Source organism: Peribacillus sp. NPDC096379 (genome assembly GCF_044762875.1).
Taxonomy (GTDB): domain Bacteria; phylum Bacillota; class Bacilli; order Bacillales; family DSM-1321; genus Peribacillus.
On sequence record NZ_JBIWFD010000002.1, the window covers coordinates 316,935 to 330,163 of the forward strand.

Annotated in this window: 11 protein-coding genes; 6 read left to right on the plus strand and 5 right to left on the minus strand. The window is 38.1% G+C overall.

Features of this window, described 5'->3' with window-relative positions; genetic code table 11:
- Nucleotides 1-142: 142 nt before the first annotated feature.
- Genes ACIQZI_RS10600 through nagA form a run of 3 tightly spaced genes read right to left on the minus strand, consistent with a single transcriptional unit; the run spans nt 143 to nt 2,803 of the window.
- Entirely contained in the window at nt 143-868 is a 726-nt protein-coding gene (locus tag ACIQZI_RS10600) for a GntR family transcriptional regulator (protein WP_403073985.1), read from the minus strand.
- Nucleotides 861-1,616 carry a glucosamine-6-phosphate deaminase gene (nagB, locus tag ACIQZI_RS10605; RefSeq protein ID WP_403072863.1) on the minus strand — a complete coding sequence of 252 codons (756 nt, stop codon included), beginning with the start codon at nt 1,614-1,616 and terminating at the stop codon, nt 861-863. Before nagB ends, ACIQZI_RS10600 begins: the two co-directional genes overlap by 8 nt.
- Nucleotides 1,613-2,803, minus strand: a complete 1,191-nt coding sequence (nagA, locus tag ACIQZI_RS10610; RefSeq protein WP_403072866.1) for an N-acetylglucosamine-6-phosphate deacetylase — start codon at nt 2,801-2,803, stop codon at nt 1,613-1,615. Before nagA ends, nagB begins: the two co-directional genes overlap by 4 nt.
- Before the next feature lie 136 nt (nt 2,804-2,939).
- On the opposite strand from nagA, the gene ACIQZI_RS10615 reads away from it, so the two are divergent.
- The 3 genes from ACIQZI_RS10615 (at nt 2,940) to glpK (ending at nt 6,691) form a co-directional block, all read left to right on the plus strand.
- Nucleotides 2,940-3,413, plus strand: coding sequence for a hypothetical protein (locus ACIQZI_RS10615; RefSeq protein WP_403072869.1), 474 nt, complete (start codon nt 2,940-2,942; stop codon nt 3,411-3,413).
- Between the two features lie 249 nt (nt 3,414-3,662).
- Complete coding sequence (locus ACIQZI_RS10620; RefSeq protein WP_403072872.1) at nt 3,663-4,997, plus strand: FAD-dependent oxidoreductase; 1,335 nt, start codon at nt 3,663-3,665, stop codon at nt 4,995-4,997.
- Nucleotides 4,998-5,200: 203 nt separating this feature from the next.
- Nucleotides 5,201-6,691: a glycerol kinase GlpK gene (glpK, locus tag ACIQZI_RS10625; protein ID WP_403072875.1), complete on the plus strand. Its 1,491-nt coding sequence runs from the start codon at nt 5,201-5,203 to the stop codon at nt 6,689-6,691.
- 422 nt (nt 6,692-7,113) lie between these two features.
- On the opposite strand, the gene ACIQZI_RS10630 is transcribed toward glpK, so the two are convergent.
- Both ACIQZI_RS10630 and ACIQZI_RS10635 read right to left on the minus strand, forming a co-directional pair.
- A complete protein-coding gene (locus tag ACIQZI_RS10630) occupies nt 7,114-8,076 on the minus strand; it encodes a DMT family transporter (protein ID WP_403072878.1) in 963 nt (320 codons plus the stop codon).
- A gap of 222 nt (nt 8,077-8,298) precedes the next feature.
- A complete protein-coding gene (locus ACIQZI_RS10635; RefSeq protein WP_403072881.1) occupies nt 8,299-8,751 on the minus strand; it encodes an RrF2 family transcriptional regulator in 453 nt (150 codons plus the stop codon).
- A 172-nt stretch (nt 8,752-8,923) separates the two neighbouring features.
- Here ACIQZI_RS10635 and hmpA point away from each other — a divergent pair, with 172 nt between their 5' ends.
- From hmpA to ACIQZI_RS10650, 3 genes are all read left to right on the plus strand, one after another.
- A complete protein-coding gene (gene hmpA, locus ACIQZI_RS10640) occupies nt 8,924-10,138 on the plus strand; it encodes an NO-inducible flavohemoprotein (RefSeq protein ID WP_403072884.1) in 1,215 nt (404 codons plus the stop codon).
- Between the two features lie 474 nt (nt 10,139-10,612).
- Entirely contained in the window at nt 10,613-12,160 is a 1,548-nt protein-coding gene (gene pruA / locus ACIQZI_RS10645) for an L-glutamate gamma-semialdehyde dehydrogenase (RefSeq protein WP_403072887.1), read from the plus strand.
- Nucleotides 12,161-12,249: 89 nt separating this feature from the next.
- Entirely contained in the window at nt 12,250-13,164 is a 915-nt protein-coding gene (locus ACIQZI_RS10650) for a proline dehydrogenase family protein (protein WP_403072890.1), read from the plus strand.
- Nucleotides 13,165-13,229: the final 65 nt, after the last annotated feature.

Here is a 13,229-nt window from a genome sequence, read left to right on the forward strand (position 1 = left end):
TTTTGTTTAGATGAAAAAATAAGGGGGAGTCCCAAAAGGGTCAGACCCCGCAACTATATACAGGATAAACTAAGTGAATGAAACACTACATTCTGACTTAGAGTGCGAGGTCAGACCCAAACTCCCTACTTAGTGAAGAATATCAGTGTCTATTAATCGTACATGTGAATGTATACCGATCGGCTCGATAAGATGATTTTACGAATTCAAGCGGTCTTCCATCTTCTAAATAAGTAGTACGTTGTATTAATAAAATAGGCGAATGTTTGGCAATCGATAATGAAGCCATTTCTACCTCTGACGCAATAGTAGATTCTAAAGATTGCTTTGCGTAGCCGATTTTAAGTCCAATATGTTTCTCTACGTATTGATAGATGGAATGGTTAAGAATCTCAGCTGTTAATCCTTTTAATAAATCGGCAGACATATAGGCAGTTTCAAGAGCCATAGGCATGTTGTCTGCCAAACGAATTCGGATAATCTCATAAATGAGTGTGTTGGTTGTGACGTGCAATTGATTTGCAATCTTTTCGTTTGCGGGAATCAATTCAAGACTAAGTAGTTTACTACTCGGCATCATTCCACGAGCTTTCATTTCTTCTGTAAAACTAGTTAAGCCTAAAAGCTGTTGCTCCAGTTTTTTTTCTGCGACATAGGTTCCGCGTCCCTTTTGGCGATACAAGTATCCAGCATTAACTAAATTATTAATAGCCTGACGCACAGTCATTCGACTAATTTCCAATAGCTCGGCATATTCACGTTCAGATGGAAGTACATCGTGTGGGTGTAATTCACCTTCTTCAATTTGCCGTTTTATGCTTTCTTCAATTTGGTAATAAATCGGAAGTGGAGAGCTTTTATCAATCACGAAAAGTTGATTCACTTTTGGATGCGTACTCAGATAATGCTTCTTGATCGGCAATAATGGTAACATTGTGATGTTTTTTCAGGATAGAAGCTGGAAACTCTTCTGTTATTTCTCCGTCCATTAACTGTTTCAAAGCCTTTGATTTTGCTATACCAGATACTAAGAGGATGATTTCCTTACTTTTCATAATCGACGCAATTCCCATTGTTAATGCCTGTGTTGGCACTTCATCAATGGAGTCGAAATAGCGGGCGTTTGCTTCAATTGTCGATTGTGCAAGGTCAACAACTTGTGTTTTTGATGCAAAGGAAGTACCTGGTTCATTGAAGCCGATATGACCGTTTTGCCCAATGCCAAGGATTTGTAAATCGATTCCGCCCATTTTATCAATCATTTCATCATAACGACTACATTCTTCTTGAATGTTTTCTGCAGTACCATTTGGAAGGTTAGTGTCTTCTTGATTAATATCAATATGATTAAAGAACGTATCGGCCATGTAATAATGATAGCTATTTGGATTAGTAGCGCTTAAACCGATATATTCATCTAAATTAAATGATTTTACTTGTTTATAAGATGTATGACTTTCTTTATGATCTTTAATTAATCGATTATATAGCCCTTCAGGTGTCCCTCCAGTTGCAAGTCCAAGATGGATTTGTGGATTCTCTTTTATTTTTTCGATTACAATTTCTGCTGCTTTTTGACTCATTTCATGATAGTCCTGTACTTGTATAAGTTTCATTGTGTATTCTCCTTTGTGAATGCTATTTTTCCTCTGCAAAAAGTCATTTCTACATCTAAATCTTCATTTAAAATAACAAGATCCGCATCTTTTCCAACGGCAATGCTCCCTTTTCTATCGAATAGGTTTAGTTGTTTCGCTGGATTTGCTGACGTCATTTTAATGATATCTTCCATCGTACAATCGGTGTACATTATCATATTTTTGATCGCATCATTCATTTTTAGAATACTTCCTGCAAGCGTTCCGTCTGCAAGGGTTGCGGTTGTTTCGTTCACGTTTACGGGTTGACCACCTAAATCATAAGTTCCTTCTTTAAGCCATTTTGCACGAAGTGAATCAGTAATTAAAATCATGCGATCACTTGTAATTTGATTATAAGCAAGTTTCACCATTTCAGGGCGGCTATGGATACCATCTACAATAATCTCAACAAATAGCTCATCACGTAAATAGGCAGCACCTAACACACCTGGCTCGCGATGATGCAGGCCACGCATCCCGTTATAAAGATGAGTAATATGTGATGAACCAGCTTGAATGGCTTGGTCAACTTGTTCGTACGTTGCATCTGAATGACCAATTGAAGCTACTACACCGGATTCTTTTAAAGCAGCGGTCAGTTCTAGTCCATTTGGTTGCTCAGGTGCCAATGTGACAAGCTTAATTTGATTCTGTGCAGTTTCTTGCCATTTATTAAATAAGGCAACGTCAGGATCAATAATATGAGAAAGTGGCTGTGCCCCTTTTCGAATTGGAGCAATGAAAGGTCCTTCTAAGTGAATGCCTACGACTTCAGCCAAATTATTCTTTTGGTTTGTCATGTATTCGCCAGCATTACGCAATGCTTCTTCAATGGCCTCTGTTGATTGGGTCATCGTTGTTGCTAGGAAGCTTGTTGTTCCCTCTTTTGGAAGTGTCTGCGCCATCGTTGTTAAAGCAGTGCTCGTTGCATCCATTGCATCTGCATTCGCTGCACCATGGATATGTACATCAATAGCGCCAGGAATAACCTGATAAGTGGGAGAAAGCTCGATTACTTTTGTGGTATCATCTTTTTTGTATTGGCTGAAAGGTCCTACTTCTGCAATGATTCCATCAACCACTTTTATATAACCATTTTTATAGGTTTCGTTTTCACTATAAACAGCTAGATTTACTATGGTGAATGTTGGATTTTCCTTCATACCTAATCTCCTTTGTGAAAGCCATTTAAGTAAGACTTGATTTAGAACTGCTACTGTCTTAGTGTATCGCTAATATTTATAGTTGTCTATACCAATTAAAGGTGACTCTTTTTTATGAATCTTCGTACTGATAAACTTGAATGGAATATTTGAATATAAAGCAACAGCTAATCGATCAATAAGTTTGATATATGTATGGAGAAACAAAAAAACTGCCTGTCTCGAAGGAAACAGGCAGCATGAAGCAGTTGTTTCTAGATTGAGTAAATTAGAAGAAGAAACATCTTCTGCATCTGTTGTGACATCTATTGTCACATCTATTGTCACATTTGTTGTGATGATGATGATGATGTTCATGATGATGTTGACGATTATTCTCATCTTCAATACCACGTACATTTCGGCAGCGACGTACAGCGCGACAGAAATCATCACCATCAATAAAAGCGTTTACCCTTACATCACGATTACGGTCTCGATTACGGTCACGGTCACGATCACGGTCTCGATCATGGTCACGATCATGGTCACGATCATCGTTATCATGCCAATTATTATTGCAACTCATTTAGTTTCACTCCTTTATTTTGTAGTACATGGTATCTTATGAACGCATCGGACATGATGTATAGGTTAGTCCCTATTTTTACAGGAAATGTACATCTGTTGATATACTGCAGAGTCCGCAATAGTTTCGTTTTATTTTTTTTGGCATTGTACAGTTAAAAATATACAAATTTCCTATGTTGCATTTTAAAAATATATTTTATATAATTGCAATATAAAGTTTGTGAAATTTTTCACATTATTTGTGAAAGACTTCACAAATAATGTTCATAATATATTAGGAGGCGTTTTTATGAAAGTAGCAGTGGTTGGATGTACTCATGCAGGAACAGCAGCAGTTAAAAATATAGTAGCACTATACCCTGAAGTGGAAATTACGGTGTATGAGAAAAATGATAATGTATCTTTTTTATCTTGCGGCATTGCTCTTTATGTCGGTGGAGTAGCGAAAGATCCAAACGGCTTATTCTATTCTTCTCCAAATGAACTTACAAAGCTCGGAGCCAATATGAAGATGAAGCATGAAGTGTTAACTATTGATACAGATAAGAATATCGTAATAGCTAAAAATCTAGAAACAGAAGAAATATTCGAAGACACATTTGATAAATTAATTATGACTACGGGTTCTTGGCCGGTTATCCCGAACATTCAAGGAATCAAGCAAGACAATATTGTATTATGTAAAAACTTTTATCATGCCAATCAAATTATTGAAAAAGCAAAGCAAGCAAAGAAAATTGCGGTAATCGGCGCTGGGTATATTGGCGTCGAACTTGTCGAAGCATTTGAAGTATATGGGAAAGAAGTAACCTTTATCGATGGGGAAGAACGCATTTTAAGTAAATATTTAGACGCGGAATATACTGATATGATTGAAGCGGAATTAATCAAACATGGTGTAAACATGGCATTGAATCAAACTGTTACTCGTTTCGAAGGAGAAAACGGAAAAGTAGCAAAAGTAGTTACTACAAAAGGAGAATATGAGGCTGATCTTGTGATTCTTTGCGTAGGTTTCCGTCCAAATACTGATCTTTTAAAAGGGCAAGTGGATATGCTTCCAAACGGGGCAATTAAAGTAAATGAATACATGCAATCAAGTAAAGAGCAAGTGTTTGCTGCTGGAGACAGCTGTGCAATTATGTATAATCCAACTAAGCAGCATGCTTATATCCCACTTGCAACCAATGCTGTCCGTATGGGAACTTTAGTGGCGAAAAATCTATTGGAACCAACTAGCAAATATATCGGTACTCAAGGAACTTCTGGCTTGCATATTTATGGCTATAATATGGCCTCAACAGGGCTTACTGAAACAGCTGCAAAACATGTAAATATGAATGTGAAAAGTATCACAATCAAAGAAAACAATCGCCCTGAATTTATGCCGAGTTACGAAGAAGTGATGTTAAAAGTAATTTATGAAGTTGAAACAAACCGTATCGTAGGTGCCCAAGTCATTTCAAAAGCCGATATGACGCAATCGATCAACACGATGTCTGTTTGTATTCAAAATGAAATGACAATGGAAGAACTGGCCTATGTGGATTTCTTTTTCCAACCGCATTTTAATAAACCGATGAACATCCTGAATCAAGCTGGCTTACAAGCGATGGAAAAGTAATGATTTTTGTAAAAATTGCATTCATGTGATAAATGATAAATAGGAGCTTATGGGGAATTTAATTTCTCTATAGGCTTTTTTTGAGGTGTGAAAGTTACATGCTTGGTATTATTAAGATTAGCATATGCTTTTAAGTATGAAACAAGTTATTGAAACAGATACATTCAAAATAGTTGTAAGAACAATTAAGGGGGAAATTGTATTTGGAAAAATTCATATTATCTTTAGACCAAGGTACAACCAGTTCAAGAGCGATGTTATGTAATAAAAAAGGCGAAATCATTCACATTGCACAACAAGAATTTAAGCAGTATTTCCCGAAACCAGGCTGGGTTTTGCATGATGCCAATGAAATCTGGGGATCCGTTCTCGCAGTCATTGCAAGCGTTTTATCAGAATCAGGTATTAAACCAGAGCAAATTGCAGGGATTGGGATTACAAACCAAAGAGAAACAACGGTAGTATGGGATGAAGAAACTGGAAAACCCGTCTATCATGCAATTGTGTGGCAATCACGCCAAACAAGCGATATTTGTGATGAATTGAAGGTACAGGGACATGACGATCTATTTAGAGAAAGAACTGGATTATTAATCGATGCTTATTTCTCTGGCACAAAAGTAAAGTGGATTCTTGATCATGTAGAGGGTACTAGAGAAAAAGCGGAAAAGGGAAAATTATTATTCGGGACAATCGACACATGGTTGATTTGGAAATTGTCAGGTGGTCAGGCTCATGTGACCGATTATACGAACGCTTCTCGTACTCTAATGTTCAATATTTACGATTTGAAGTGGGATGATGATCTCCTTGAAATCTTAACCGTTCCTAAATCCATGTTGCCTGAAGTGAAGTCATCATCAGAAGTGTATGCCTATACATTGGATCATCATTTTTTCGGTCAGGAAATTCCGATTGCGGGTGTAGCTGGTGATCAACAGGCCGCTTTATTCGGTCAGGCTTGTTTTGACCAGGGAATGGCAAAAAACACTTACGGAACCGGGTGTTTTATGCTGATGAATACGGGTGAAAAAGCGGTTCAATCAGAAACCGGACTCCTTACAACGATTGCTTGGGGACTAGATGGAAAAATCAACTATGCCCTAGAAGGCAGTATATTTATAGCTGGATCTGCCATTCAATGGCTACGAGATGGCTTGAGAATGTTAAAACATGCACAGGACAGTGAGAGCTATGCAAAAAGAGTAGAGAGCACAGATGGCGTGTATGTTGTTCCGGCATTTGTCGGTTTAGGGACGCCGTATTGGGACAGCGATGTTCGTGGTGCTGTATTTGGGATTACTAGAGGAACATCGAAGGAGCATTTTATCAGAGCAACTCTAGAGTCATTGGCCTATCAAACGAAGGATGTCCTTGATGCGATGAAAGAAGATTCAGGCATTGAATTAAAGACACTTCGCGTAGATGGAGGTGTCGTGAAAAATAACTTCCTCATGGAGTTTCAAAGCGACTTGCTAAATGTTCCAGTTGAACGTTCTGTCATTAATGAAACAACGGCGCTTGGAGCTGCCTATTTGGCTGGTTTGGCTGTTGGGTATTGGAAAAACCAAGAAGAAATTTCAAGTCTGCGAGGGATAGATAAAACATTTTTGCCGTCAATGGACCATAAAAAAAGAGGAGAATTATACGAAGGCTGGAAAAAGGCCGTTCATGCTACAATGGCGTTTAAATAATTTTCACCAAGAACATCTATAAGAGGATGTTCAAAGAGTCCGGTAAAAATGGCTGTCGAATTGCATCAAAGCTCATGAATGACCTTCTGTTAAAACCGCGCACGTCCTGTGCGCAACACAGAAGTCAGCACATCCTGTGCAAGTCCGGTCCACTCGAGATACGCTCCTCGAACTTCTTGGCTCTTTTTATCTTCCTTTTTGAACACGCACTATAAGTGTCTGTTCTAAAATAAAAACGATGAAAAAGGATCAGGTTCTAAAAATTGTTTCACCTTATGAAAGTGATGGCTCAGAGCTGATTTTTTAGAGGCCCCACCCCTTTGCCACAAAAAGAAGAGCCCTAAACTAGAATTGAACTTGTTATTCTAGTTTAGGGCTCTTCTTTGAACGGGAGTATCCATTTAGTTATAATGCACTTCTTGCTAAATACTGACTGGCTTTGGCTGTTTTTTAGTATGGGATGCATAACTATGTAGGACCATTCCAAACACAACAATACCAATACCAAGCCAAGATAAGTGGGATGGCAGTGCAATGGATAAGAAGATTACTTCTCCGACAAGTGTAAAGAGCACTTCCATGGATTGTGTAGCTTCGACGGCTGCCAGCTTCTGCATATTACCTCTGACTAAATCGGTTGCATAAAAAAAGAGCACTGTTGCGATTACACCGGATGTAAGCGCAACTATGACAGATTGACTGGTTTGTTCTCTGCTTGGAACCCCGACAGTGAATAATCCGTAAATGGAAAGCAAAAGCCAAAATGGAAGACTGGCTAGCGTCATGCCTAAGACTCTCTGATAGGCATCAAGACGATCTTGACAAGCATCCATCATTTTTCGATTTCCGAGTGGATAGGCAAATGATGCAACTAATACTGGAATGATACCTAGAATAAGCGTAGGCACTGAAATTGTACTCGCCTGTTCTAGTTGAATAAGAATGATTCCTAGTAAAATAATAAAGGAAAGCATCAACCCTTTTAATGGGATTTTTCCCCGTGTTTGTACAATTCCATTCTTTGTTTGAATCGTTTCTAAAAATAGGGGGCCAAGCAGCATTCCGGAAATGATTGTCATTTGCCAGGTTGCTGCGATTAACCAGCCTGGCGAATAGGCAGCAGCAAAGCATAATGGCGCATAAAATAATCCGAAGCCGACAAAACTCCACAACAGCCATGTTTTGGGCTGTTCTTTCATTGCCTTAAGAAGCGGGCGAAGATTTTTTCTAGCGACAACTATGATTAGAAGAAAGGGAACCATAAAGATATAGCGCAGCGATGCACTCCAAATCCAGCTTCCTCCTGACAATTCCATCGCATGATTTAGGACAAAAGTAAAGGCAAAAAAGAATGCCGCAAAAATTCCTAATAAAATCGGCTTCATGTAACGCACCTCATTTCAATTCAAAGTGATATACGTATGATAGATTGTGTGGCGCTTATTATCATAGAATAAATATATTGAATTTTGAGTTAATTTGCAATGCTATATTATGTAGAGGAGAGCAAATAAACATCAGTAAATTTGCATGTTCACACGCTTTACAAAAAAAAGCAACACTTCTCTTTGAAATATAAGAAGTGTTACTTTGAAGCTTCGATAATATCAATCTTTATGACTTATTGCCTGGTCAAAGTAATCTTTAAGGACTGTTTTATTCATGATCATGTCGGAAAGTGTGTACTGATCAAGCACAGAAAAGAAGGCTTGCAGTGCTTCATTAAGCATATGCTTAAGTGAACAAACAGGTGAGATAACGCAGTTATTTCCCTCTCCATTAAAACACTCTACGATATAAAAGTCTTCCTCGGTTTTTCGAACAAGCGTCCCAATATTAATATCTGCGGGACTTTTTGCAAGCCGAATTCCCCCATTCCTCCCTCGTACTGTTTCAAGGTATCCCATTTTACCAAGATTAAAGGTAATTTTCATTAAATGGTTACTAGAAATAGAGTAGGCTTCCGAAATCTCTTTAATGGTTACTAATTGATCTGGTTTGTTAATGGCTAAATATAATAATACCCGTAACGAATAGTCAGAATAACTGGTTAATCGCATGTTGGTAATCCCTCACTAAAATATGATGTCTACATCTTAGCATAATTGTGACAGCTTTATAAACATTTGTATTGGGGAAGCTAAAAGATGTATGTAAAGTATTGCTTTAAATAGTTCCTCGTTTTATTATAAAGATGTATTTTAAATAATGGTTTTGAGAGGGGAACAAAATATGTTATCTCAACAGACAAAAGACATCGTAAAAGCAACAATCCCTGCATTAGAAATGAAAGGTATCGAGATTACGACGATTTTTTATAAACATTTATTTGAAGATTATCCGCAATTATTAAATATTTTTAATCAAACGAATCAGACAAGAGGTCGCCAACAAACCGCATTAGCCAATACCGTGCTTGCAGCAGCCAAACATATTGACAATCTTGGCGCGATTATTCCAGTTGTCAAACAAATCGCACAAAAACATCGCAGCTTAACTGTAAAGCCTGAACATTATCCGATTGTAGGAAAATACTTATTAGCAGCAATTAAAGAAGTGTTAGGTGATGCTGCAACTGAAGAAATTTTACAAGCTTGGGGCGAAGCGTATGGCGTCATTGCTCAAGTCTTTATCGACATTGAAAAAGAAATGTATGAAGAAGCGACAAACCAAGAAGGTGGTTGGCTTGATTTCAAAGATTTCATAATTGCTGATAAAGTGAAAGAAAGTTCGGTTATTACTTCATTTTATTTGAAGGCCGCTGATGGGAAAGTTCTACCAGATTTTCAACCGGGACAATATATTACAGTTAGAATCAAAATCCCAGGAGAAGAATATTTGGTGAATCGTCAATACAGCCTATCTGCTGCGCCAGGCCAAGATAGCTATAGAATTTCTGTCAAAAGAGAGGCTATACCAAACACCCCAGAAGGAAAAGCATCGAACTTCTTGCATGATCACAAGAATGTAGGGGATTTGATTGAACTTACAGCACCAGCGGGAGATTTCACTCTTAATCTTGAACAAAATACACCCGTTGTTTTCTTAGGTGGCGGCGTTGGAATTACACCGCTAATGAGTATGGTTCAAGCCATTGCTGATAAACAGCCTGAGAGAAATGTAACATTTGTCCAGGCTTCACAAAATGGTACAGCTCAAGCATTTAAGGATGAATTAACAGCGATAAAAGACGCTATTATCGACTATCGTTTATCTTTCGCTTATTCTAATCCAAGTGATGATGATCGGAACGAAGCCTATTTTGAAAAAGAAGGCTATGTAGACACTGAGATGTTAAACCGTCTTGAAGTGAACGAAAAAGCAGATTATTATATTTGCGGACCAGTTCCGTTCATTCAGGCGATGCTAGGCTTACTGAAGGATCGTGGAATTGCACAAGAACAAATCCATTTTGAATTTTTTGGACCAGCTATACAGTTGGGATAATATATGTTGGGTCAGGCCTCGCACTACTGTATGTAGTAGTGACGGGGTTTGACCCTTTTTTTGTTATCTGAAAATACAAACGCAATCGATGTGAAGCTATATCATGCACATATGTGAGAAGAGCCGATGGATGTTTTGGAATTTTGGTGTAAGTGCATTGATTTGAAGTAAGAACTTTCTGTCTGAAATCCTTTTACATTTCTTCTCTCACTAAACTAGACTTTGATCGTATTCCATAAAAGTTTTTAAAACGGCAACAAGTTATTCGAGTGTGCATGCATGTTTGTATGAACGATGTTTGGATCATATACATATTGTATTCATTTTTGTAGCTATCACCTCGTACATATATAGAGTAAGGGCTTGTAATTAAAAGAAAGAATAGAGCTGATTTTCTTGATATGACGAAGTTAGCACGGAACTTGCAAGTATATAGAATATGGAAGATTGAGTACATTATGGAGGGAATTAACCATGACAACCATATATAAGCATGAACCATTCACTGATTTCTCAATTGAAAAAAATAAACAAGACTTTGAAAAAGCATTAGCATTTGTCCAATCAGAACTAGGGAAAGAATATCCGGTGATTATTGGCGGAGAACGATTTAAGACAGAAGAGCAAATTATATCCTATAATCCGGCTGTTAAAGAAGAAGTAATTGGTAGTGTTTCAAAAGCCAATCAAGAGTTCGCGGAAAAAGCCATGCAGAAGGCGCTTTCCTCTTTTAAATCATGGAGCAATCAGGATCCCAAAGAACGTGCTACCGTATTATTCCGTGCAGCAGCGATTATCCGCCGCCGCAAGCATGAATTTTCTAGCTATCTTGTAAAAGAGGCCGGTAAACCTTGGAATGAGGCGGATGCCGATACAGCAGAAGCGATTGATTTTCTCGAATATTATGCACGGAAAATGATTGAGCTTAGCAGTGGCAAAGAAGTCCAAAGTCGCACAGGAGAAATTAATCAGTACACGTATATTCCATTAGGGGTCGGTGTGATTATTTCACCATTTAACTTTCCATTAGCCATTATGGCTGGAACCGCAGCAGCTGCAATTGTCGCAGGAAATACCATTTTATTAAAGCCAGCAAATACTACACCAGTTATTGCTGCGAAATTCGTGGAAGTATTAGAAGAAGCAGGTTTGCCTGCTGGTGTTATCAACTATATTCCGGGAAGCGGTAGTGAAATTGGAGATTATTTAGTTGATCATCCAAAAACGCGCTTTATAAGCTTTACTGGTTCACGTGAAGTAGGCTGCCGGATTTATGAGCGTGCCGCTAAGGTTCAACCGGGACAAATTTGGTTGAAACGTGTAATCGCAGAAATGGGGGGGAAAGACACGGTAGTTGTAGATTGTGATGCAGACTTAGATCTTGCCGCTGCTTCCGTTGTCAAATCTGCATTCGGGTACTCAGGCCAAAAGTGCTCTGCTGGTTCTCGCGCAGTTGTTCATCAAGATGTATATGATGAAGTATTAGAAAAAGCAGTGGCATTAACGAAAGAATTAACAGTAGGCAATCCAGTAAAATTGAGCCATTATATGGGGCCAGTCATTGATCAGGCTTCCTATAATAAAATTATGAATTATATTGAAATTGGAAAGCACGAAGGGAAGTTAAGGATTGGCGGTGTAGGAGACAGTTCTAAGGGATACTTCATTCAACCGACGATTATTGCTGATTTAGATGAAAAATCTCGTTTAATGCAGGAAGAAATCTTCGGACCTGTTGTCGGCTTTTGCAAAGCGCGTGATTTCGATCATATGATGGAGATTGCTAATAACACAGATTATGGCTTAACTGGTGCATTAATCTCTAATAATCGTCATCATATCCAAAGAGCAAAAAAAGAATTTCACGTCGGAAATTTATATTTTAACAGAGTTTGTACAGGAGCTATTGTTGGCTACCAGCCATTTGGCGGCTTCAACATGTCAGGAACGGATTCAAAAGCCGGTGGTCCGGATTATTTGATTTTGCATATGCAAGCAAAAACAACGAGCGAAACTTTATGAAATAATAGATGAATCAGATGGGTGGTAATCTCCACTACTTACTACCCATTAGTACCTCTATCACCCATAATGATTCAGGGGGAATCAATATGCTGGCTAACCTTTCGAAAAATTTCTTCTTAAGGGTTTCTCGAAATATACTATTAAACAAGGCGGCGAAGAAATGGGGGCTCAGGTTCGGTGCATCACAAGTAGTTGCAGGTGTGACAATTGAGAGCGCCATGAGAACAGCTCAAGAACTTAATGAAAAAGGTTTAGTATGCACACTTGATCATTTAGGTGAATTCGTTTCAAGTAAAGAAGAGGCCATTGAAGCCACAGAGTATAATGTAAAAACATTGGAATCTATCGCACGAACTGGAGTGAGCAGCCATTTATCCGTTAAGATGACACAGCTAGGCTTGGATATTGATCGGGATTTTTGCATTCAAAATATGAAACGAATTTTGGAAACTGCAAAGCAAACTAATAATTTTGTTCGAATAGACATGGAGGATTACGCGCATTGCCAAATCACACTGGATATTTTTAAGGAACTCCGTGAACTATACGATAATGTTGGAACTGTTATCCAAGCTTATTTATTTCGTGCGAATCAGGATGTATTGGATTTAGAAGGCGCCCGTCTTCGGTTAGTAAAAGGAGCCTACAAAGAATCTCCTGAGGTAGCTTACCAGACTAAGAAAGATGTAGATGATAATTATTTGAAGATCATTAAAACCCATTTACTAAGCGGAAGTTATACGGCAATTGCTTCACATGATCATGAGATTATCGAAAAAGTAAAACAATTTGCCAAAGAAAATAACATACCGAAAGATCAATTTGAATTTCAAATGCTTTTTGGATTTAGACAAGATATGCAAGTGAGTTTGGCGCAGGAAGGCTATACGATGCGTATTTATATTCCATTTGGCGATGATTGGTTTGCATACTTTATGCGGAGAATGGCTGAAAGACCGCAGAATGTATTATTTGGGATTAAGGGTTTATTTTCAAAATAAAAGAACCTAAGCCTGTTAAAGATCTTCCTTTTTAAAAACAGGCTTGATTGGAAACAAAAAATATC

What these genes read in the sequence shown, in the direction of transcription:
- ACIQZI_RS10635 (WP_403072881.1), bottom strand. Translation starts at nt 8,751, where the DNA reads ATGCGATTAACCAGTTATTCTGACTATTCGTTACGGGTATTATTATAT.
- pruA (WP_403072887.1), top strand. Translation starts at nt 10,613, where the DNA reads ATGACAACCATATATAAGCATGAACCATTCACTGATTTCTCAATTGAA.
- hmpA (WP_403072884.1), top strand. Translation starts at nt 8,924, where the DNA reads ATGTTATCTCAACAGACAAAAGACATCGTAAAAGCAACAATCCCTGCA.
- nagA (WP_403072866.1), bottom strand. Translation starts at nt 2,803, where the DNA reads ATGAAGGAAAATCCAACATTCACCATAGTAAATCTAGCTGTTTATAGT.
- ACIQZI_RS10630 (WP_403072878.1), bottom strand. Translation starts at nt 8,076, where the DNA reads ATGAAGCCGATTTTATTAGGAATTTTTGCGGCATTCTTTTTTGCCTTT.
- ACIQZI_RS10620 (WP_403072872.1), top strand. Translation starts at nt 3,663, where the DNA reads ATGAAAGTAGCAGTGGTTGGATGTACTCATGCAGGAACAGCAGCAGTT.
- nagB (WP_403072863.1), bottom strand. Translation starts at nt 1,616, where the DNA reads ATGAAACTTATACAAGTACAGGACTATCATGAAATGAGTCAAAAAGCA.
- ACIQZI_RS10650 (WP_403072890.1), top strand. Translation starts at nt 12,250, where the DNA reads ATGCTGGCTAACCTTTCGAAAAATTTCTTCTTAAGGGTTTCTCGAAAT.